Annotated in this window: 16 protein-coding genes; 7 read left to right on the top strand and 9 right to left on the bottom strand. The window is 74.0% G+C overall.

Annotated elements, in window-relative coordinates; genetic code table 11:
* Nucleotides 1-89: 89 nt before the first annotated feature.
* The 3 genes from ACWIX7_RS14590 to ACWIX7_RS14600 form a co-directional block, all read right to left on the bottom strand.
* Nucleotides 90-1,055, bottom strand: coding sequence for a methyl-accepting chemotaxis protein (locus ACWIX7_RS14590; protein WP_448617168.1), 966 nt, complete (start codon nucleotides 1,053-1,055; stop codon nucleotides 90-92).
* Between the two features lies 1 nt (nucleotide 1,056).
* The gene (locus ACWIX7_RS14595) at nucleotides 1,057-1,632 is read right to left on the bottom strand and encodes a PAS domain-containing protein (protein ID WP_448617169.1); all 576 of its coding nucleotides are present in this window, start codon (nucleotides 1,630-1,632) and stop codon (nucleotides 1,057-1,059) included.
* A 140-nt stretch (nucleotides 1,633-1,772) separates the two neighbouring features.
* Nucleotides 1,773-4,481, bottom strand: a complete 2,709-nt coding sequence (locus ACWIX7_RS14600; protein ID WP_448617170.1) for a S8 family serine peptidase — start codon at nucleotides 4,479-4,481, stop codon at nucleotides 1,773-1,775.
* Between the two features lie 154 nt (nucleotides 4,482-4,635).
* Between ACWIX7_RS14600 and dcd the strand changes: the two genes are divergently transcribed.
* Nucleotides 4,636-5,226: a dCTP deaminase gene (gene dcd / locus ACWIX7_RS14605; protein WP_448617171.1), complete on the top strand. Its 591-nt coding sequence runs from the start codon at nucleotides 4,636-4,638 to the stop codon at nucleotides 5,224-5,226.
* Here dcd and ACWIX7_RS14610 read toward each other — a convergent pair.
* Both ACWIX7_RS14610 and ACWIX7_RS14615 read right to left on the bottom strand, forming a co-directional pair.
* Entirely contained in the window at nucleotides 5,192-6,448 is a 1,257-nt protein-coding gene (locus ACWIX7_RS14610) for an MFS transporter (protein WP_448617172.1), read from the bottom strand. The two genes, dcd and ACWIX7_RS14610, sit on opposite strands and share 35 nt — an antisense overlap.
* Before the next feature lie 293 nt (nucleotides 6,449-6,741).
* Complete coding sequence (locus ACWIX7_RS14615) at nucleotides 6,742-9,030, bottom strand: (Fe-S)-binding protein (protein WP_448617173.1); 2,289 nt, start codon at nucleotides 9,028-9,030, stop codon at nucleotides 6,742-6,744.
* Nucleotides 9,031-9,713: 683 nt separating this feature from the next.
* On the opposite strand from ACWIX7_RS14615, the gene ACWIX7_RS14620 reads away from it, so the two are divergent.
* The 6 genes from ACWIX7_RS14620 (at nucleotide 9,714) to ACWIX7_RS14645 (ending at nucleotide 14,982) form a co-directional block, all read left to right on the top strand.
* Complete coding sequence (locus ACWIX7_RS14620) at nucleotides 9,714-9,926, top strand: hypothetical protein (protein WP_448617174.1); 213 nt, start codon at nucleotides 9,714-9,716, stop codon at nucleotides 9,924-9,926.
* A gap of 259 nt (nucleotides 9,927-10,185) precedes the next feature.
* Nucleotides 10,186-12,066: a molecular chaperone DnaK gene (dnaK, locus tag ACWIX7_RS14625; protein WP_448617175.1), complete on the top strand. Its 1,881-nt coding sequence runs from the start codon at nucleotides 10,186-10,188 to the stop codon at nucleotides 12,064-12,066.
* A complete protein-coding gene (grpE, locus tag ACWIX7_RS14630) occupies nucleotides 12,063-12,755 on the top strand; it encodes a nucleotide exchange factor GrpE (RefSeq protein ID WP_448617176.1) in 693 nt (230 codons plus the stop codon). Before dnaK ends, grpE begins: the two co-directional genes overlap by 4 nt.
* A gap of 19 nt (nucleotides 12,756-12,774) precedes the next feature.
* Nucleotides 12,775-13,989 carry a molecular chaperone DnaJ gene (gene dnaJ, locus ACWIX7_RS14635; protein WP_448617177.1) on the top strand — a complete coding sequence of 405 codons (1,215 nt, stop codon included), beginning with the start codon at nucleotides 12,775-12,777 and terminating at the stop codon, nucleotides 13,987-13,989.
* Nucleotides 13,986-14,444 carry a heat shock protein transcriptional repressor HspR gene (locus tag ACWIX7_RS14640; RefSeq protein WP_448617178.1) on the top strand — a complete coding sequence of 153 codons (459 nt, stop codon included), beginning with the start codon at nucleotides 13,986-13,988 and terminating at the stop codon, nucleotides 14,442-14,444. Before dnaJ ends, ACWIX7_RS14640 begins: the two co-directional genes overlap by 4 nt.
* A gap of 73 nt (nucleotides 14,445-14,517) precedes the next feature.
* Nucleotides 14,518-14,982 (top strand): MarR family winged helix-turn-helix transcriptional regulator, encoded by a 465-nt coding sequence (locus ACWIX7_RS14645; RefSeq protein WP_448617179.1) that lies wholly within the window; start codon nucleotides 14,518-14,520, stop codon nucleotides 14,980-14,982.
* Nucleotides 14,983-15,105: 123 nt separating this feature from the next.
* Here ACWIX7_RS14645 and ACWIX7_RS14650 read toward each other — a convergent pair whose 3' ends face one another.
* From ACWIX7_RS14650 to ACWIX7_RS14665, 4 genes are all read right to left on the bottom strand, one after another.
* Nucleotides 15,106-16,887 (bottom strand): L-lactate permease, encoded by a 1,782-nt coding sequence (locus ACWIX7_RS14650; RefSeq protein WP_448617180.1) that lies wholly within the window; start codon nucleotides 16,885-16,887, stop codon nucleotides 15,106-15,108.
* Between the two features lie 132 nt (nucleotides 16,888-17,019).
* Nucleotides 17,020-18,651 (bottom strand): glycolate oxidase subunit GlcF, encoded by a 1,632-nt coding sequence (gene glcF / locus ACWIX7_RS14655; RefSeq protein ID WP_448617181.1) that lies wholly within the window; start codon nucleotides 18,649-18,651, stop codon nucleotides 17,020-17,022.
* Nucleotides 18,652-19,839, bottom strand: coding sequence for an FAD-binding oxidoreductase (locus ACWIX7_RS14660; protein ID WP_448617182.1), 1,188 nt, complete (start codon nucleotides 19,837-19,839; stop codon nucleotides 18,652-18,654).
* A complete protein-coding gene (locus tag ACWIX7_RS14665) occupies nucleotides 19,839-21,326 on the bottom strand; it encodes an FAD-linked oxidase C-terminal domain-containing protein (RefSeq protein ID WP_448617183.1) in 1,488 nt (495 codons plus the stop codon). The genes ACWIX7_RS14660 and ACWIX7_RS14665 overlap by 1 nt, the downstream gene beginning before the upstream one ends.
* Nucleotides 21,327-21,341 lie beyond the last annotated feature (15 nt).

The raw sequence follows: 21,341 nt of genomic DNA on the forward strand, positions 1-21,341 counted from the left end.
TCCTCTGCCCCTGCCGACGTGGTGCGGACACACGTCGGTCCCGGTCACCGGCCTGGGCCGGGCACCGGGACCGAACGGTACCCCGGGGGTCAGCGGCGCATCGCGCCGAGGAAGCCGGTCGCCTCCGAGCGCAGCCGCTCGGCCAGCTGGGACAGCCCGGTGACGTCCTGGCCGCCGGGACCCAGGGACGCCGAGCCGTCGACCGCGGCGGCGATGCCGTCCACCACGCCGTTCATCTCGGTGACCGTCGTCCCGACCCGGGTCATGACCGCGGCGACCTCCTCGCAGGCGGCCCGGATCTGCTCGACCTGGGCGGTGACCCGTTCGGTGGCCCGGCCGGTCTGGTCGGCGAGGTCCTTGACCTCCGAGGCGACGACGGCGAAGCCCTTGCCCGCCTCACCGGCCCGGGCCGCCTCGATGGTCGCGTTGAGCGCCAGCAGCCGGGTCTGGGCGGCGACGGAGTCGATCAGCGCGATGACGTCCCGGATCTCGGCCGCCGACCGGGTGAGCGTGCTCATCGTCTCCTGCGCGGTGGACGCCTGGGCGCTCGCGGCCGAGGCAGCCTCGGCCAGCCCGGACGCGGACGCGCTCATCTCCGTCGACGCGGTGGCCACCTGCTCCGACGTCGAGAGGACGACGGTCTCGAACTCGTCGGCCAGCAGCAGGCGGGCGTTCGTCGCCTCGGTGACCCGACCGGCGGTCTCCCGCATCGCGTCCCGTGCGGCGTTGATGTCGGTCGCGCCCTTGCGGTAGGCGCCGGCCAGGCCGCCGGTCAGCACCGAGCGGTGGTACCGGCCGGCCGCCGCGGAGGTCAGCACGGCCGAGGCCTCCCGCACGAAGGCGTCGGAGACGTCGAGCACGGAGTTCACGGCGTCGTTGAGGGCCAGCAGCTCCGCTACGTCGGCCACGCCCGCCGTCGGGCGGCTGCGGGCCTCCAGGTCGCCGTGCGCGGCCGCCTGGCAGGTCCGGGTCAGCTGCTGCACGAAGGCGCGGTACACCGCCAGCTCCTCGGCGTCGCTGCGCCGTCCGCCCTCGGGCCGTCTGCGGATGCCCACCTCAGCGCTCCTCTCGCGCGATGACCGACCAGATGAGCTCCTCGTACGAGCCGGCCTCCGCCGCGACCAGCTCGTCGAGCAGCCGGGAGGAGGCGGCCACGGCGGCCTTGGCCGTGGGGTGGCGCCGCTCCTCCTCGACCAGCCGCCGGTACAGCGGGGTCACCGTGCGGATCGCGCCGGGCGAGGGACGGCGCCGGCTGGAGTGGTAGCCGATGACCGCGCCGTCGGCGGAGTAGGACGGCGTGACGTGCGCGAGCACCCAGTAGTGCGCGCCGTCCGAGGCCAGGTTGTTGACGTAGGCGAACAGCTCGCGCCCCTCGGAGAGCGTCTGCCACAGCAGCGCGAAGACCGCGCGGGGCATCTCCGGGTGGCGGATCAGGTTGTGCGGCCGGCCGATCACCTCGTCGAGCTCGTACCGGCTGATCCGCAGGAAGACGTCGTTGGCGTAGGTGATCACGCCGCGGAGGTCGGTCTTGGAGACGATGAGCTCGTCCGGGGCGAAGGTGCGCGCCTCCCCGGTCGGTGCGACGCCCCGGCCGGCTCCCCGCGGGGCCGGCCGGTGGTGGATGTCGAGCAAGGGGGTCCTCCGGTCCTGCGGGACGGTGTCGTCCCCTTCTCCATCGGCAGTCCGGCGGGCGATCGAGTTGGACGGCACGCATCCTGCGGACGGCGCCGCGCCACCAGCCGGCGGGGAGCCGGCCGGTGGCGCGGGAGTGGTCAGACCCGGACGCCCCGGCAGGACGTCGAGCAGTCGGTCGACCAGACCGTCCGCAGGCCGGAGAAGACCGCGCTGCGGACAAGTCGGACGCCACCCGGGCCGGTGCGCACGTCGCCCGGGCTGCCGGCGCCCGCGGAGCCGTCGCCGCTGCCACCGCCGGTCCCGCCGGAGGAGCCGCCGCCCGGGCCGCCGGTCCCGGTATCGCCCGGCGTGCTGCCGCCCGGCGCCGTCCCGCCCGTGGCGTCGGTGTAGGTCAGCGCCGCGGTCAGGACCGAGTGCCGGCCGTCCGGGGCGAAGACGTGCACGTCGTACACGCCCGCCGCCCGGGCGGGGACCCGGACGACGACCTGGGTCGCCGACGCGCGGATCACGGTGGCCGCCGCGGAGTCGCCGATGCGCACCCGCGGGTCGGCCGGCAGCGCGGCGCCGGTGATGGTGACCAGCGTCCCGCCGGCGGTGCCGACCCGGGCCGGGCTCAGCGAGGTGATCCCGAAGGGGCCGACGGACGGGTAGACGACCTGCCCGCCGGGCGCCGGGCCGCCCGAGCCGCTGGGGGTCTCGGGGGACGTCGGCGTCCGGGCGCCCGAGGGCACGTCGGGCGCGGACGGCGGAGTGCGGCCGGACGGCACGTCCGGGGTGCTCCCGGAGCCGCTGCCGGCGTCGCTGCGGCCGGAGCCGCTCGCCCCGCTGCCGCCGCTGCCGGTGGCGGAGTCGGCGCCGTCGGAGCCGGCGCCGCTGCCGCCGGTGCTGCCGCCGGTGCTGCCGGAGCCGCTGCCCGACGAGGCAGACCGGTCCGTCCCACCGCTGCCGGAGCTCCCGGAGGCCGGACCACCGGTGCCGGTACCACCGGTGCCGGCCGACCCCGGGCCGGCGGAGCCGGACCCGCTGCCTGCCGACCCGGAGCCGCCCGACCCGGAGCCGCCCGACCCGGGGCCGGCCGAGCCCGACGGGCCGGTGCCGGGGGTGCCGGCGTCGCGGCCCGGCGCGGGCTCGGCCGCCGTCCCGACGAGCAGGGGAGCGGCGTACGTGCGCCCGAGGGCGGTGCCGTCGCGGTCCAGCTGGACGGTCAGCACGTACCGGCCGTCGCCGAGCTCCACGGAGGGGGACAGGGCGAGGTCGGCCGGGCCGGCTGCCCGGCCGAGCGGGAAGCGCGCCGTCCCGGTGTCGTCGGTCGCCAGCGTGGTGCCACCGACGGTGAGCTGCACGCCGGCGACAGCCCAGACCTCGCCCTCGTGCTCCATGCCCAGACCGAGGGTGACGCCGTAGTCGCCGGCCCCGGGCGACCCCGCCGCGGCCACGCGCGGGGTGACGACGCCGGCGGGCGCGGTCATCGAGGTGAAGGTGTACGAGACGACGTCCGCGGCGCGGGCCGGCAGGCGGCTCAGGGAGAGCCGGCCACCGGTGACCGACCTCCCGGCGAGGGCGGCGACCGGGTCGACGTCCTCGAGCAGGGCCTGGCGCAGCTGCTGCGGCGTCGCCTCCGGCATCGCCTGCCGGTAGATCGCCACCGCGCCGGCCACCTGCGGCGAGGCGATCGACGTCCCGCTGACCATCCGGTAGCCGCCGTCGTTCCAGGTGGTGAAGACCGTCGTGCCCGGCGCGAAGAGGTCGACCGAGCCGGCGCCCCACGCGGAGAAGTCGCTGCGGGTGTCCGCCGCCGTCGAGGACCCGACGGTCACGACGTTGGCCTCGGTGAGGCCGGCCGGGTACAGCGGGGCGGCGTCCCGGTCGCGGGCGTCGTTGCCGGCCGCGACGACGACCACCACGCCCCTGCTCGCGGCGTAGACGACGGCCGAGCGCAGGTTCTCCAGGGCCCACCCCCCGGCCGGGCCGCCCCACGAGGCGTTGACGACGTCGGCGCCGTGGTCGGCCGCGTAGCGGATCGCCTCGGCGCCCAGGGTCAGGTCGACGGACCCGCCGGTACCGATGACCAGCGGCATGATCGTGACGCCCGGGGCCACGCCGGCGGTGCCCAGGCCGTTGCCGGCCCGGGCGCCCACCGCACCGGCCACGCTGGCGCCGTGGGTGCCGCCCGCGCCGTTGTCGACGTCGGCGCTGCCGGTCGTGAAGTTCCAGCCGTGGCAGTCGCCGGCCTTGCCGTTGCCGTCGCGGTCGACCGGGCCGCAGGACTCGGCCGGGTTGGTCCACAGCGCGCCGGCCAGGTCCGGGTGGTCGGAGTCGTAGCCGGTGTCGACGACGGCGACGACGACGTCCTCGCCGGTGCCGGCCTGCCAGCCCGTGGTGACGTCGTCGTCCGCGTCGGCGACCGCGGTCTGGCCGTACGCGTTGGTGCCGGTGTTCTCCAGGTTCCACCCGTACTGCGGCCAGTAGGGGTCGGCCACCGTCCCGGCGGCGACCGGCACCGACGGCGAGTACTCGGCGTCGGCGACGCCGGGCAGCGCCTCGAGGTCGTGCGGCGCCAGCCCCTCGGTGGCGACCAGTGCGCGGTCGGCGCCGACCGGCTGGGCGTTCACGACGCCGTCCGCGGGGGTGACCGCACCGACCAGGTCGGCCGGGCTGACGCCCTCGTCGGCGGTGAGCACGTACCGGCTGAGCCCGTCGCCGGGGCCGAAGTCGGTGACCACCGGCACGGCCGGGGAGGCGAGCGCGCTGTAGGCGGCGGCACCGGCGTAACCGGCGACCGCGGCGGTGACGAGCACGACCGCCAGGGCGCCGTGGCGCAGCGGCGCTCCTCGGGACTGGGACACGGACCCTCCACTCCACCGGGGCAGGCAGCCCCGGGCTCCGGCCGGCCCGGGAGGGGCCGGCGCGAGGGGATCGGCGTCCCGGTGCGCCCGGTTGAGGGCGCGCGGTGCGGATTCGCCCGGAGTGGTGAGCGGGCGCGTCCCTAGACTCCGCCGCATGCTGCTGTCCGACCGCGACATCACGGCCGCGATCTCCGAGGGCCGCCTGGGCATCGAGCCCTACGACAAGGCGCTGGTGCAGCCCTCGAGCATCGACGTCCGGCTGGACCGCTACTTCCGGGTCTTCAACAACGCGCGCTACACCCACATCGACCCCGCGCAGCAGCAGGACGACCTGACCACGCTGGTCGAGCCCGACGGCGACGAGCCGTTCGTGCTGCACCCGGGTGAGTTCGTGCTCGGCTCGACCCTCGAGGTCGTCACGGTCCCGGACGACCTCGCAGCGAGGCTCGAGGGCAAGAGCTCCCTGGGCCGTCTCGGACTGCTCACCCACTCGACGGCGGGCTTCGTCGACCCGGGCTTCTCCGGGCACATCACGCTCGAGCTGTCCAACGTGGCGAACCTGCCGATCACGCTGTGGCCCGGCATGAAGATCGGCCAGCTGTGCCTGTTCCGGCTGACCACCCCGGCCGAGCACCCCTACGGCTCGGCGGTCTACGGCTCCCGCTACCAGGACCAGCGCGGCCCGACGCCCTCGCGGTCGTTCCGCGGCTTCACCCGCGCGGAGACGCGGCGTCCGGCTCCCTGACCGCCCCGGCCGCGTCCCGGGCGGCCACCTCGTCGTCCACGAAGCGCTCCCGGGTGGCCAGCCAGCCGGTGACGGTCAGCGCCGCGACGCCGGTGAGCGCGAGGACGAACATGCCGGCGTAGCTGCCGGTGGCGCCGAGCAGGACGCCGACCAGCAGTGGCCCGGCCCCGGCGAGCACGTACCCCCACCCCTGGACGACGGTGGACAGGGCCGCGGTCGTCTCCGGCGTGCGGGCACGCAGGCCGAGGAGCGCGAGCACCATCGCGAAGGTGCTCATGCCGACGGCGAGCAGGCTCATCCACAGCCACGGCACCGTCCGCGGAGCCAGCATCAGCCCCAGCCAGCCGGCGACGTAGCAGGCGGCGAAGAGGACCAGCAGTGGCCGCTGCAGGCGCGCCCGCACCGCCAGCGGGGGGACGACGGCGTTGAGCGGCACGACGACCACGGTGTTCAGCCCGAGCAGCAGCCCGGCGGTCGCGGCGTCCAGCCCGGAGTCGCGCAGGTACTGCGCCGTCCAGCCGAGGATGACGTAGGCCTGCATCGCCTGGAGGCCGAAGAAGGCCGCCAGCGCGACCGCCGTGGGGCTGCGCACCAGCGCGCGCATCGGCAGCGCCGCGTGCGTGGCGCGCGAGGTGCCCGCCCGGGGCCGCACGGCCAGCCACGGCAGCGCCGCCAGCAGCGCGGGGACCGCCCAGATCGCGAGTGTCCAGCGCCAGCCGGCGTCCCCCGCGGCCCAGGCGATCGGTGCGGCCGACACCGAGGCCACCGCCCCACCCGCGGACATCGCGGTGCTGTAGGCGCCCACGAGCAGCCCGGTGCGTGTCGGGAAGTACCGCTTCACCAGGCTGGGGAGCAGCACGTTGCCCAGGGCGCCGCCGACCATCGCCAGCACGGTGCCGGCGACGAAGAGCCAGAACGCCCCGGCCACCGCGCGCAGCACCAGGCCCGCGGCCATCGCGAGCAGCGCACCGGCCAGCACGTGCCCGTCGCGGAACCGCGCGGTCAGCGGGGGCCCGGCGAAGCCGATGGCGGCGAAGCAGATCACCGGCAGGCTGGTCACCAGCCCGGTGAGGCCGCTGGAGATGCCCAGCCCGGACTGGATCTCCTGCAGCACCGGGCCGACGCTGTTGACCGCCGTCCGCAGGTTCAGCCCGGTCAGCACGATCGCCGTCCCGACGAGCAGGAGCCCCCGGCGCTGGTCGGGGACGTCGCTGCTGGTCACCCGACGATGGTCCTCCTCGGCGCGGGCGGCCTGAGAGCGGGGTTCAGCGCGACGCGCGCCCGACGGTCACCGAGTCCGGTGACCCGCAGGTGGAGCGGGCCGTTCCACCCGGCGGCCCGCGGACCCGCCCGGGACGACGACGGCGCGTGCCCCCGATGGGGACACGCGCCGTCGTCACGGTGGTCCGGCCGGCCCCCTCGCGGGACCCCGCCGTGAGCCTGGTGACGTGCTGGAACGGCTCCCCTGCAGGGCCCCGCCGCGAGCCTGCGAGTGGTGGGGGGCAGGGGGGCCTCTTACTGCGCGCCGTGCTCCGTCGCCGCGGAACCGGTGCCGGCCACGTCGTCGTCCTTCCTCCCGACGTCCGCGCCGTGCTCGGTGCCCGGCGTGCCGACCGGGGCGAGCGAGCGCAGCAGGATCTGGCTGACGTCGAGGACCTCGACGTGCTCACCGGCCTCGCCGTTCTGCTTCTTCGTCGTCAGCGCGTCGCTGAGCATCGTGATGCAGAACGGGCAGGCGGTGGAGATGACGTCCGGATCGAGGTCGAGCGCCTCCTCGGTGCGCTCCATGTTGATCCGCTTGCCGATCTTCTCCTCCATCCACATGCGGGCGCCGCCGGCGCCGCAGCAGAAGCCGCGGTCCTTGCAGCGGTGCATCTCCTGGGTGGAGAGACCCTGGACGGACTCGAGGATCTCCCGCGGCGGCGTGTAGACCTTGTTGTGCCGGCCGAGGAAGCACGGGTCGTGGTAGGTGACCTTGCGGTCGACCGGCGTGACCGGGGTCAGCCGGCCGTCGGCCACCAGCTGGTTGAGCAGCTGGGTGTGGTGGACGACCTCGTACTCGCCGCCGACCTGCGGGTACTCCCGGCCCAGGGAGTTGAAGCAGTGCGGGCAGGTGGTGACGATCTTGCGCATGCCCGGCACGCGGCCCTCGAAGACGCCGTCGAGGGTTGCCACGTTCTCCTGGGCCAGCATCTGGAAGACGAACTCGTTGCCCATGCGGCGGGCCGGGTCGCCGGAGCAGGTCTCCCCGGAGCCGAGGACGGCGAACTCGACACCGGCGGTGTGCAGCAGCTCCGCGACGGCCTTGGTGACCTTCTTGGCGCGGTCGTCGATGGCGCCGGCGCAGCCGACCCAGAACAGGTACTCGACCTCGTGGGGCAGCGGGCCGTCGGCCTGCCGGACCTCGAAGTCCAGGTCCTTCATCCAGTCCTCGCGGGTGCTGGGGCTGACGCCCCAGGGGTTGCCGCGGTTCTCCAGGTTGCGCAGCATCACGCCGGCCTCGGAGGGGAAGTTGGACTCGATTAGCACCTGGTAGCGGCGCATGTCGTCGATGTGGTCGATGTGCTCGATGTCGACCGGGCACTGCTCGACGCAGGCGCCGCAGTTGGTGCAGCTCCACAGCACGTCGGGGTCGATGACCCCGCCCTCCTCGAGGGTGCCGACGAGCGGGCGGTGGGCCTGCGCGTCGTTGGTGCCCTCGATGCGGGCGTAACCCGACGCCCAGACCTGCTCGTCGCTGGGCTCGAGGACGTCGTAGTCCGGCGCGGTCTCGCTCGCGGTCTTCTCACCCAGCAGGTACGGGGCCTTGGCGTACAGGTGGTCCCGCAGGTCCATGATCACCATCTTTGGGCTGAGCGGCTTGCCCGTGTTCCACGCCGGGCACTGGCTCTGGCACCGCCCGCACTCGGTGCAGGTGGTGAAGTCGAGCATCCCCTTCCAGGTGAAGTCCTCGACCTTGCCGCGGCCGAAGATCGCGTCCTCGTCGGGGTCCTCGAAGTCGATCGGCTTGCCGCCGGAGGTCATCGGCTGCAGCGGGCCCAGCGCGGGGGCGCCGTCCGGCTCGCGCTTGAAGTAGATGTTGAAGAACGCGCTGAACCGGTGCCACGCGACGCCCATGTTGAGCAGCCGGGAGACCACGACCAGCCAGACCAGCGATGCCACGATCTTGACGAAGGCGATGACGCTGACCAGGTCGGGGCTGGCCGGGAACAGGTTGGACAGCGCGCTGGAGACCGGGTGCGACCAGGTCGGGGCCTCGACCAGACCCGCCGCGATCTTGGCCGCGCGGATGCTCAGGATGCAGACGCCGACGATGAGGACGATCGCCTCGACGAAGTAGCCGCGGCCCTCGTTCGAGCCGGCGAAGCGGCTCTTGCGGCCCTGGCGGCGCGGGTGGTCGAGCTGGCGCCGGACGATCAGGTACAGGATGCCCAGCACCGTGCCCGTGCCGATGACGTCGACGAACAGGTTCCACAGGCCCCACTCGCCGATGAGGGGCAGGTGGAAGGCCGGGTTCCAGACCTCGCCGAAGGCCTCGACGAGGGTGAGGAACAGCCCGTAGAAGCCGAGGAACACGAACCAGTGGGCGACGCCGATCGACGACCACTTGAGCATCCGGGTGTGGCCGAGCGACTCCACGACCAGCGTCTTCAGCCGCGGGCCGACCGGCTGGGTGCGGGTGCTGTCCGGCTGGCCGGTCCTGATGATGCGGACCATGGCCCGGACCGCCCGGTAGGCGAACACCGCCGACACGATCAGGAAGATGACGCTGACCGTCCCCAGGACGATCTGCAAGGGGCCCATCGAAATCCCTCCCGGACGCCAGGAGGCGTCGGTTGATCCCCCGCCCGCCACGACGGCGGGTGGACTCGCCGCCGTCGAGCGGACCGCGCGTGGGCACCTGTGCCCGCGCGCGTCGGACGATAGCTGTCGGCCGCACAGGCTACTCGCCGGTAACCACATTGCCGCGGTGCCCGGGCGCCCGGTGCCCGGGACGTCCCGACGATCAGCTCAGCTGTTCGTCGTGGGGCCTGCCTCACCTCTGGTGCTGAGCCAGGACCTGGACAGCTGAGTCAGGAGGGGGACTGTCCACAGATGTCGGCCGCTCCATCCGCGCCCGTCGCGGCCGATCGAAGGTCGTCCCGTGCACCCCACTCTCCGCGTCGTGGCCGACCGTCAGTTCGGCGCTTTCGCCTCCGAGGACGCCATCCGGGCCGGCTACACCTACGACGAGGTGCAGACGGAGGTCTCCCGAGGTCGCTGGGTCCGGCTGCGGCGCGGTGTGTACGCCGCGCGGGCCGTCCTGGAGGCGGTGGACGGCGACCCGGTGGCCAGGCACCGGCTGGAGTGCGCGGCGGTGCTCGTCCGGCTTCGCGGGCGTGCCGTGCTGAGCCACGCGTCGGCGGCGCAGCTGGGCGGCATCGTCGTCCCCTCGTCTCGTCCGGAGGTGGTCCGCCTCACCGACGAGGTCCAGTGGCGACGCGGGCGTGGGTACGAGGTGGGTCCTCTGGGAGGAGAAGCGCCGCGAGGACCGTCTGCGGGACCTCGACATCCGGGTGCTGCGGGTCGTCCGGGCCGATCTGGGACCAGCGTGGGAGCGGGTGAGCACCGGACTCGCCGCGCTGCTGGCCACGCCGTTGACCGGGCCACGCCGCTTCACCGTCGTCCGCGGGCCCGTGTCGTCGTGGCGGTCGGCCTGACGTCCCGTCGGTGTCCTGGCTCATCACTGCGGATCCTGGCTCAGCTCCGGTCGTGAGCTGGGACCCGGGACGATCAGCCCAGCTGATCATCGGCGGTCCGGGGGACGGGGCGACGAACAGTTCGTGGCCCCCGGGAACACTCCCGGCGGGGGTGCCGTTAGGGTGGGCAGGAAAGTTGAGTGGACCCCACGCAAGGCAGGCACCGACTACCCACACGGACCAGTACCACCCCGGAACACACGGAAGAGAGGCCAGCTCCATGGCTCGAGCGGTCGGTATCGACCTCGGCACCACCAACTCCGTCGTCACCGTCCTCGAGGGCGGCGAGCCGACGGTCATCGCCAACTCCGAGGGCTCGCGCACCACGCCGTCGGTCGTCGCGTTCGCCAAGAACGGCGAGGTCCTCGTCGGCCAGTCGGCGAAGAACCAGGCGGTCACCAACGTCGACCGCACCATCCGGTCGGTCAAGCGCCACATGGGCACCGACTGGAAGTCCCCCGAGATCGACGGCAAGCGCTACACGCCGCAGGAGATCAGCGCCCGCATCCTGCAGAAGCTCAAGCGGGACGCCGAGACCTACCTGGGCGAGCCGGTGACCGACGCGGTCATCACCGTGCCGGCCTACTTCGAGGACGCGCAGCGCCAGGCCACCAAGGAGGCCGGTGAGATCGCGGGCCTCAACGTCCTGCGCATCGTCAACGAGCCGACCGCGGCGGCGCTGGCCTACGGCCTGGACAAGGGCGAGACCGAGCAGACGATCCTCGTCTTCGACCTCGGTGGTGGCACCTTCGACGTCTCGCTGCTGGAGATCGGCGAGGGCGTCATCGAGGTGAAGGCCACCGCCGGTGACAACCACCTCGGTGGTGACGACTGGGACGAGCGGGTCGTCAAGCACCTGGTGCAGACGTTCAACGCGCAGAACGGCATCGACCTGTCCAAGGACAAGCTGGCCATGCAGCGGCTCCGCGAGGCCGCCGAGAAGGCCAAGATCGAGCTGTCCGGCGCGCAGTCGACCAACGTCAACCTGCCCTACATCACCGCCGGCGCCGAGGGCCCGCTGCACCTGGACGTCACGATCACCCGTGCCGAGTTCCAGCGGCTGACCCAGGACCTGCTCGACCGCGCCCGCGCGCCGTTCAACCAGGCGATCCGCGACGCCGGCATCTCCATCGGCCAGATCGACCACGTCGTCCTGGTGGGTGGCTCGACCCGCATGCCGGCCGTCACCGACCTGGTGCGCGAGCTGACCGGGGGCAAGGAGCCCAACAAGGGCGTCAACCCCGACGAGGTCGTCGCCATCGGCGCCGCCCTGCAGGCCGGCGTCCTGCGCGGTGAGGTCAAGGACGTCCTGCTGCTCGACGTCACCCCGCTCTCCCTCGGCATCGAGACCAAGGGCGGGATCATGACCAAGCTCATCGAGCGCAACACCACGATCCCGACCAAGCGCTCGGAGATCTTCACGACGGCCGACGACAACCAGCCGTCCGTGCAGATCCAGGTCTTCCAGGGCGAGCGCGAGATGGCGGCCTACAACAAGAAGCTCGGCATGTTCGAGCTGACCGGGCTGCCGCCGGCGCCGCGTGGCGTCCCGCAGATCGAGGTGGCCTTCGACATCGACGCGAACGGCATCGTGCACGTGTCCGCCAAGGACCTCGGCACGGGCAAGGAGCAGTCGATGACCATCACCGGTGGCTCGGCCCTCCCCAAGGAGGACATCGAGCGGATGATGAAGGACGCCGAGGCGCACGCCGAGGAGGACAAGCGCCGCCGCGAGGAGGCCGAGACCCGCAACCTCGCCGAGTCGCTGCAGTACCAGACCGAGAAGTTCCTGGCCGAGAACGGTGACAAGATCCCGGCCGACAAGAAGGAGGAGCTCGGCGAGGCCCTCACCGAGCTGCGCTCGGCCCTCGGCGGCTCGGACATCGCGGCGATCAAGGCGGCCCAGGAGAAGGTCGCCCGGGTCTCCCAGGAGGTCGGCGGGGCGCTCTACGCCCAGCAGGCCGAGGCGGGGGCCGCGGGCGCCGCGGGTGCCGGTGACGCCGGCACGCCCGGTGGTGCGACCGGTGCCACTGGCGCCACCGCGTCGGACGACGACGTGGTCGACGCCGAGATCATCGACGAGGACAACGACCGCCGATGACGGACAGGGAAGAGGAGCCGCGGGTCGTCATCCGCGACAAGCGGCGCATCGACCCGACCAGCGGCACCGTGCGGGTGCCGGCCGGTGAGCAGCCGGCCGGCGCCCGCCCGGGCGTACACCCAGCAGGGGAGCAGATGAGCGAGCACGAGGCCACCGCCGATGGCGGACAGCCGACGGTGGTGGACGACGACCTGTCCCGCCAGCTGGCGGAGCGGACCGAGGACCTCCAGCGGGTCACCGCCGAGTACGCGAACTACCGGCGGCGGGTGGACCGGGACCGTCAGCTCGTGGTGGACCAGGCCGCCGAGCGGTTCGCCACCCAGCTGTTCCCGATCGTCGACGACATCGAGCGGGCCCGGGACCACGGTGACCTGACCGGCGCGTTCAAGGTCGTGGCCGACCGCGTCCTGGGGCTGCTCGACGGCCTGGGCGTCGAGGCCTTCGGCAAGGCCGGCGACCCGTTCGACCCGGCGCTGCACGAGGCGGTCATCCACGACACCTCGGCCGAGGTCGACGTCCCGACCGCGACGACGGTGCTGCGGCAGGGTTTCCGCCGCGGCGACCGCGTGCTGCGGACGGCGATGGTCGCGGTCACCGACCCGGAGTCGCCGCTCGCGGCCGCGCCCGCCGAGGGCACGACCGACGGGACCGCCCCCGCGCAGCCGGGCGAGGGCCCGGCGGCCGACTGAGCCGGAGAGGGGGCGCCCGATGAGCACCCGGGACTTCATCGAGAAGGACTACTACGCCGCTCTGGGCGTCGCCCAGGACGCCGACGCGGCGGCCATCAAGCGGGCCTACCGCCAGCTGGCGCGCGACCTGCACCCGGACAAGAACCCGGGCAACGCGGACGCGGAGGCCCGGTTCAAGGAGGTCTCCGAGGCCTACGACGTCCTCTCCGACCCCAAGCGACGGGCCGAGTACGACGAGGCCCGCCGGCTGTTCGGGTCCGGAGGGGCGGGCGCGCGCGCCGGCTTCCCCGGCGGGTTCCCCGGTGGGGCGGGCGGCGGCCAGGCGTTCGACCTCGGCGACCTCTTCGGCACCGCCACCGGCGGGCGCGCCGGTGGCGGTGCCGGCGGGCTCGGTGACCTGTTCGGGGGCCTGTTCGGGGGCGGCGGGGCCGGTGCCGGCTCGGCGCGGGCCCGCAGCCAGGCCGCGTCCGGCCCGGCCCGCGGCCAGGACGTCGAGACCGAGGCGACCCTCTCGTTCGAGGAGGCCGTCCTCGGCGTGACCGTGCCGCTGCGGATGCAGAGCCCGGGCACCTGTCCGACCTGCCACGGCAGCGGCGCCCGGCCCGGCACCTCCCCGCACACCTGCCCGGTGTGCCAGGGCGCCGGGGTGACCAGCCGCAGCCAGGGGGCGTTCGCCTTCTCCGAGCCGTGCCGCAACTGCCGCGGCACCGGCCAGGTCGTCGACGACCCCTGCCCGACCTGCGCGGGCAACGGCGTCACCAACCAGACCCGCACGATCACCGTGCGGATCCCGGCCGGCGTCAAGGACGGCCAGCGCATCCGGCTGGCCGGCAAGGGCGCCCCCGGGCGGCGCGGCGGTCCGGCCGGCGACCTGTTCGTCGTCGTCCACGTGTCCGAGCACGAGCTGTTCGGCCGCAAGGGCAACGACCTGACGCTCACCGTGCCGATCACCTTCGCCGAGGCCACCCTCGGGGCGACGCTGACCGTGCCCACGCTCGACGGCAACGTCACGCTCAAGGTCCCCGCGGGGACGGCGAGCGGCCAGACGCTGCGGGTCCGCGGACGCGGTGTCCCCGGCAAGGGCCGGTCCGGTGACCTGCTGGTGACCGTCGAGGTGGCGGTGCCCAAGCGGCTCACGCCAGCCGCGGAGGACGCCGTCAAGGTGCTCGAGGCCGAGCTCGGCGACCCGCGGCCGCGGATCACCGCCGCGGTGCAGCAGAGGGGTGCGCGGTGAGTCTCCCGACCGACGGTGCCCGCGCCCAGGCCGACGTGGGCCGCGCCGTCGCCGAGGACGCGCCGGTCTTCGTCATCTCCGTCGCCGCGGAGCTGGCCGGCATGCACGCGCAGACGCTGCGCCAGTACGACCGGTTGGGGCTGGTCAGCCCCGGCCGGACCCGCGGCGGCGGCCGGCGGTACAGCCCGCGCGACGTCGCGCTGCTCCGCGAGGTGCAGCGGCTCTCCCAGGAGGACGGCGTCAACCTGGCCGGCATCAAGCGGATCATCGACCTGGAGTCGCAGGTCGAAGCGCTGCAGCAGCGGGTGGAGGAGCTCCTCACCGAGCTCGAGCTCGCCGAGAGCCGGGTGGTCGCGGCCGAGTCCGCCGTCCGCGCCGGCTACGGCCGCGACCTGGTGCCGCTGCGGCCCTCGACCTCGGCGCTGGTGGTGTGGCGACCCCGGGACGAGAGGTGACCGAGCGTGCGAGGTCACCCATGAGCAGAACACCCCACGGCACGGAACCGACGAGCGCCAGCGAGGGGGTGCCGTGACCCAGGTGGACACGCACGAGGCCTACGTGCGGGTGGAGCGGGAGATCGGCCTGCTGCTGCGCCGCTCCCGGGCCATCTCCGCCCGCCTGTCCCGGGAGCTGCACCCCGACCTGGACGGCGCCGCCTACGGGCTCCTGGCGCTGCTGCAGGACACCGGCCCGCTGCGTGCCAGTGACCTGGTGGCCCGGCTGGGGCTCGACAAGAGCACGGTCAGCCGCCAGGTCTCCACGCTGGTCGCGCTGGGCCTGGTGACCCGCGAGGCCGACCCGGCCGACGGCCGCGCCCAGGTGCTCAGCACCTCACCGGAGGGTGCGGCCCGGCTCTCCCGCATCCGGGACGCCCGGCGGGCCCGCTGGGAGGCCGACCTCGCGGACTGGCCGGCCGAGGACGTCGCCACGCTCGGCGAGCTCCTGGCCCGGTTGAACCGGCTGGGCGAGGCCCGCGAGGCCGAGTCCGGTTGAGGACCCCGCCCTCCCGGCCCTGGCAGGGTCCCGCCCCGGCCCCGTCCCGGGCCCGCCCTGAGCTGACGACAGCGCCCCCGTACCCGACCGGGTACGGGGGCGCTGTCGTCTCAGCGGGTCAGGTCACGGTCCCGGGACCATCCAGCTCAGCACCGGGGAGGCCTGCAGGACCACGATCAGGCACATGAGCAGCAGGAGCAGGATGCTCCAGCCGAACACCTTCCGGAACAGCTCGCCCTCCCGGCCGGCCATGCCGACCGCGGCGGCCGCGATGGCCAGGTTCTGCGGGCTGACCATCTTCCCCATGACGCCGCCGGAGGAGTTGGCCGCGGCCAGCAGCACCGGGTCGAGGCCGGCGTTGGTCGCCGCCTGCACCTGCAGCGCGCCGAACAGCGCGTTGGCGGAGGTGTCCGAGCCGGTCACCGCGACGCCGATCCAGCCCAGGATGGGGGAGAGGAAGGCGAAGAAGCCGCCGGTCTCGGCCAGCAGTCGGCCGAGGTGGCCCGTCATGCCGGACTGGTTGAGCACGTAGGCCAGCGCGAGCACCGCCATGACGGTGACGATGGCCCACTTGAGCTCGCGGTAGGTGTCGACGTAGGCCTTCAGCGCCCGTCCCGGCGAGACGCGCAGCACCAGCATGGTGAGGATGCCGGCCAAGATCATCAAGGTGCCGGCGGTGGGCAGCCAGCCGAAGCTGAATGTCGTCGACGCCAGCTCCTCGGTCGAGCCGGCCGCGAACACGTTGAGGCCCGGCCACGGGAAGCTGACCGTCCACGGCGCCTGGGCCAGCGCCGCCTTCACCGGGCCCAGGTTGGCCAGGGCGAAGACCACGATGATGATCCCGTACGGCGCATACGCCCTGACGACCTCCGACCGGTTGTCGTCGACCACGGGCCGGTCCCCGCCGCCGACGGCCGGGGCGTGCGGGTCCCGCGCGTCCTGGCGCCCGGGGGCGTCGCCCAGCTCCTCGCCGGCGGTCGCGCCGACGCCGCCACGGCCGCGGGAGCCGGACCCGGCGGCCACGGTCCCGGTGCCGCCACCGGCCACGGTGGCCGCGGTGACCGGCTCGTAGGCGGCCTTGCGCATGCGGACGACGGCGACGACGGCGGCCGCGGACACGAGCGCGGCGATGATGTCGGTCAGCGGCACCGAGATGTAGTTCGCGGCGATGAACTGGGCGACCCCGAAGGAGACGCCGGCGACGATCGCCTCCAGCCACGTGTCCTTGACCCCGCGCTTGCCGTCGACGACGAGGACCAGCACCAGCGGCACGAACGCGGCGAGGATCGGCGTCTGCCGACCGGCCATCGCGCCCAGGGTGTCGACGGTGAGCCGGGCGTCGTCGCTGACGCCGGAGGTGACCGTGGCGAGCGTGACGATCGGCGTGGCCAGGGCACCGAAGGCGACCGGTGCGGTGTTCGCGATGAGGGCCACCGCGGCGGCCTTGATCGGCTGGAAGCCCAGCGTCATGAGCATGACGACGCTGATCGCGACCGGCGTCCCGAAGCCGGCCAGCGCCTCGAGGAGGGCGCCGAAGCAGAAGGCGACGATGATCGCCTGGACCCGCAGGTCGGGGCTGACCTTCTCGAACGAGCGGCGCAGGACGTCGAAGTGCCCGGTGGCGACCGTGAGGTTGTAGACCCAGATCGCGTTGATGACGACCCACAGGATCGGGAAGAACCCGAAGGCCGCGCCCTCCGTCGCCGACAGGACGGCCTGCCCGACCGGCATCCGGAACGCCACGATGGCGAGCACCAGCGCGACGGCCAGGGAGATGAGCCCGGCCATCCAGGCCTTGACTCTGAGCGCACCTAGCAGCACGAACAGCGTGACCAGTGGTATCGCTGCCACCAGGGCGCTCAGTGCGAGTGACCCACCGACGGGGTCGACGACCTGCTCGAACAACGGGGCTCCTTCCCTCGGCGGTGAGGGCGCGAGGCTGGGTGGGGGGACGTGCGGCGGTTCAGTGTGGAGCAGAGCCGGCCCCCCTGCCCCCCGCTGCGAGCTTGCGAGCAGCGGGGGGCAGGGGGTCCTGCTTCACCCGTCCGTGGCGGCGGGCCGGGCCAGGGCGGTACCGGGGCCGTTGAGCGCCCGGTCGAGCAGCTCCTCGACGGGCACCCCGCGGATCGAGGCGTCCAGCACCTGGACCGTGTGCGCGACCGGCATCCGCTTCCCCATGCGGGCCAGCGTCGTCGCGACCTGCATCCAGCAGCCGGGGTTGGCGGTGACCATAAGGTCCGCCCCGGTGGCGAGGACGGCGGCCGCCTTGCGCTCGCCGAGTTCCCGGGCCGGTTCCGGCTGCAGCATGTTGTAGGTGCCGGCGCTGCCGCAGCACAGCTCCGCCTCGGTGAGCTGCTTGAGCTCGATGCCCGGGATCCCGCGCAGCACCTTCCGCGGCTCCTCGCGGATGCCCTGTGCGTGGGCCAGGTGGCAGGCGTCCTGGTAGGCCACGGTCATGGGCAGCGGGTGCCGCTCGGCGACCGGCCCCAGCTCGACGATGAACTCGCTGATGTCCCGGGCCTTCTTCGCGAGCGCCTCGGCGCGCTCGGCCCACTCCGGCTCGTCGCGCAGCTGGTGGCCGTACTCCTTGACGTTCGAGCCACAGCCTGCGGCGTTGAGGATGACGTGGTCGACGCCGGCCTGCTCGAAGGTCTCGATCGTCCGCTTGGCGAAGTCGAGGGCCTGCTCCTCCCGGCCGCCGTGGCCGGGCAGGGCCCCGCAGCAGCCCTGGCTCCGCGGCACGATGACGTCGCAGCCCTCGGCGGCCAGGACCCGCACGGTCGCGGCGTTCACGTCGGGGAAGAAGGTCCCCTGCACGCAACCGGCCAACAGCCCGACGACCGCCCGCCGCTCACCGACGGCCGGCGTCCGCTCGGGGACGCGCTCCACCGGGCCGAGCTTGGGCGCCAGGGACTCCATCGCCTGGAGAGGCGCCGGGAGCCTGCGCATCAGCCCGGCGCGGGTCAGCAGGCTGCCGAGCCGGCTGGCCTGGTAGGCGCGCAGCGGGCCGCGCAGCGCCCGCAGCCGCCGCGGGTAGGGGAACAGGTTGTAGATGAGGTCGCGGTACAGCTTCTCCGACCGCGGCCGCCGGTACCGCCGCTCGATCTGCGGGCGGGTGGCCTCGATGAGCTTGTCGTACTGGACGCCGGACGGGCAGGCCGTCACGCAGGCCATGCAGCCGAGGCACTGGTCGAAGTGGCGGACCATCGAGTCGTCGAGCGGCTCGCCCTCCAGCGCCTCCTTCATGAGGTAGATGCGCCCGCGGGGGCTGTCCATCTCCTCGCCCCAGAGCACGTACGTCGGGCAGGTGGGCAGGCAGAAGCCGCAGTGCACGCAGTCGCCGATCAGTGCCGGGTCCGGCGGGTGGTGCTCGTCGAAGGCCGGCTGCACGGCCTGCCGCGTCGTCGGCACGCCGAGCAGGGTCGGGGTGCCCACGGTCGCGGCCCCGGTGCCGGCCGGCAGGTCGATGTCCTGGCCGATGTCGAGCGGACGGCGCGCCCCGACCACCGCGGCCGGCGCCTCGTCGGCCCCCCGGACGGCGCCGGTGGCCGTGCCGGGCGGCAGGTCGGCGACCGAGTCCCGCACCGGACCGGTGTTGGGGGAGGCCCCCGGGGACCCGGGCGGGGGCGCGTCGCCGGTGCCATGACTGCCCGGCGTGATCTCCGTCATCTACAACCCTCCGACGAACCGGCCCGGCGACATCCGCCGCTCGGGGTCGAACCTCTCCTTGACCCGACGCATGAGGTCCAACGAGTCACCGACCGGACCCCAGTGGTCCAGGCGCTCGCGGACGGCGTCGGGGGCACGCAGGACCACCGCCGTCCCGTCGTGCGGGGCGATCGCGGCACGCAGCCGGGGCAGCGCATCGACCGCCTCCCCGGCCGGGACGGCCGCGTAGGTCACCCCCGTCGCGGCGTGCGCGGCCAGCGCCGTCCCGGCGGGCAGCGCGCCGAGCACCGCCGAGAGCGACGCCGGCGCGTGGGCCAGCCGCAGCAGCACGTCGTCCGCACCGCCGGGCCGCCGGCCGAAGTCCTCCGGCAGGTCCTCGGACTCCTCACCGCCGCCGAGCAGGGCGACGGCAGCGGTGGCCTGCCCGGCCACCGACTCCGCGATGGACTCGAACAGCACGACCAGCCGCGCGGTGCCGTCCCCCCCGGCGATCAGCTCCACGGCCGAGGGGGTGAGCGTCGAGCGGGCCAGCTCGACCGACAGGGCACCGGCTGCCGCGGCGTCCGGCAGCTCGAGCGTGACCACCCGGCGCGCCGGCGGCACCGGGTGCAGCCGCCAGGTGGTGGAGACCACGACGCCGAGCGTCCCGTGGGCGCCCGTGAACAGCTTGCCGAGGTCGTACCCGGCGACGTTCTTGACGACCTTGCCGCCCGCGTGTGCCACGGTGCCGTCAGCGAGGACGACGGTGATGCCGATGAGCAGGTCGCGGGTGGTGCCGTACCGCAGCCGGCGCGGCCCCGACGCGTTCGCGCTCACCACGCCGCCCAGCGTGGCGCCGTCCTCGGGCGGGTCCAGGCCGAGCAGCTGGCCGGCCCGGCCGACCTGCGCCTGCAGGTCGGCCAGGCGCACCCCCGCCTCGGCCACGACGGTGAGGTCGCCCGCCACGTGCTCGACGACCCGGTCGAGGCCGGTGAGGTCCAGCAGGAGGTCGCAGGACTCCGGCGGCGCGGCCCAGGTCAGCTTGCTGCGCCCACCGACCGGGACGACGGTGCGCCCGTCGGCCGCCGCGGCCCTCAGGACCTCGGCGACCTGGTCGACCGTGGTCGGCCGGACCACCTCGCGCGGGACCACGCCACCGACCGCGTCGTCAGGGCCGCCGGCTCGACGGGTGTCGGTGACGGCGGTCATCAGAAGACCTCGCCCAGGCCCGCAGCCTGCACCGGGTGCTCGCCCTTCCGGACGCCGGGCCGCTCGCCGCACAACCGCGGGGTCGGGAAGACCTTGCCCGGGTTCGCGACGCCGTCGGGGTCGAAGGCGCACCGCAGCAGCTGCATGGTGTCGAGGTCCTCGGGCGTGAACTGCTTGCCCATCTTCATCCGCTTCTCCTGGCCCACCCCGTGCTCGCCGGTGATCGAGCCGCCGGAGGTGATGCAGAGCTCGAGGATGGCGCCGGCCAGCTCCTCGGCCTCGTGGGCCTGGCCCTCGACCGCGTCGTCGAACAGCACGAGCGGGTGCAGGTTGCCGTCGCCGGCGTGGAAGACGTTGGCCACGCGCAGGCCCCGCTCGTCGGCCATGCGCTCGATCTCGGCGAGCACCTCCGGCAGCTTCGTGCGCGGGATGACGCCGTCCTGCACGAAGTAGCTCGGGCTGATCCGGCCGACCGCGGCGAACGCCGACTTGCGGCCCTTCCACATCAGCGCCCGCTCCGCGTCGTCGGCCGCGATGCGGATCTCGAAGGCGTTGCGGGCCCGGGCGATCTCCTCGACCTGCCGGAACTGGGCCTCGACCTCGACCTGCGGGCCGTCGAGCTCGATGACCAGCACCGCCACCGCACCGGCGGGGTAGCCGCAGCTCACCGCGGCCTCGGCGGCCTCGATGGCCAGCGCGTCCATCATCTCGACAGCGGCCGGCAGGATCCCGGCGGCGATGATGTCGCTGACCGTGCCGGCCGCGTCCTCGACCGAGGAGTAGCCCACCAGCATGGTCTGCACGGCCTCCGGCACCCGGATCAACCGCAGGGTCAGCTCGGTGGCCACACCGAGGGTGCCCTCGCTGCCGATGAACGCGCCCAGCAGGTCGTAGCCGGGGTGCTCCGGCGCGCGCCCGCCGAGGTGCACGACCTCGCCGTCGGGCAGCACCACCTCGGCGCCGAGGACGTGGTTGACCGTGAAGCCGTACTTCAGGCAGTGGGCGCCCCCGGCGTTCTCGGCCACGTTCCCGCCGATCGAGCAGACCAGCTGGGACGACGGGTCGGGCGCGTAGGCCAGGTCGTGGGGCGCCGCGTCGCGGGTGACCCACAGGTTGATGACCCCGGGCTCGACGGTGACCTGGCGGTTGTCCGCGTCCACCGGGGACAGCTTGCGCAGCCGCGACAGCACGAGCAGGACGCCGTCGGCGCTGGGCAGCGCGCCACCGGACAGACCGGTGCCCGAGCCGCGCGCCACGAAGGGGACGCCGGCCTCGGAGCAGAGCCGCACCGTGTCGACGACGTGCTGCCGGCTCTCGGCGAGCACCACGATCGCCGGGGTGACCTTGAAGTTCGCCAACCCGTCGCACTCGTACGTGCGCACCTGCGCGCGATCGGTGAGCACCCGTTCGGTGCCGACCGCGGTCCGCAGCCGTTCGGCCAGTGCGGCGGTGCGGTCGGAGGCAACTGGCTCGGCGATGGCGGTCATGGCGTCCTCACGGCA

The organism is Geodermatophilus sp. URMC 65 (assembly GCF_053502545.1).

Coding starts and splice junctions, on each gene's coding strand:
- dcd (WP_448617171.1), top strand. CDS start 4,636: ATGCTGCTGTCCGACCGCGACATCACGGCCGCGATCTCCGAGGGCCGC.
- ACWIX7_RS14615 (WP_448617173.1), bottom strand. CDS start 9,030: ATGGGCCCCTTGCAGATCGTCCTGGGGACGGTCAGCGTCATCTTCCTG.
- dnaK (WP_448617175.1), top strand. CDS start 10,186: ATGGCTCGAGCGGTCGGTATCGACCTCGGCACCACCAACTCCGTCGTC.
- grpE (WP_448617176.1), top strand. CDS start 12,063: ATGACGGACAGGGAAGAGGAGCCGCGGGTCGTCATCCGCGACAAGCGG.
- dnaJ (WP_448617177.1), top strand. CDS start 12,775: ATGAGCACCCGGGACTTCATCGAGAAGGACTACTACGCCGCTCTGGGC.
- glcF (WP_448617181.1), bottom strand. CDS start 18,651: ATGACGGAGATCACGCCGGGCAGTCATGGCACCGGCGACGCGCCCCCG.
- ACWIX7_RS14660 (WP_448617182.1), bottom strand. CDS start 19,839: ATGACCGCCGTCACCGACACCCGTCGAGCCGGCGGCCCTGACGACGCG.
- ACWIX7_RS14665 (WP_448617183.1), bottom strand. CDS start 21,326: ATGACCGCCATCGCCGAGCCAGTTGCCTCCGACCGCACCGCCGCACTG.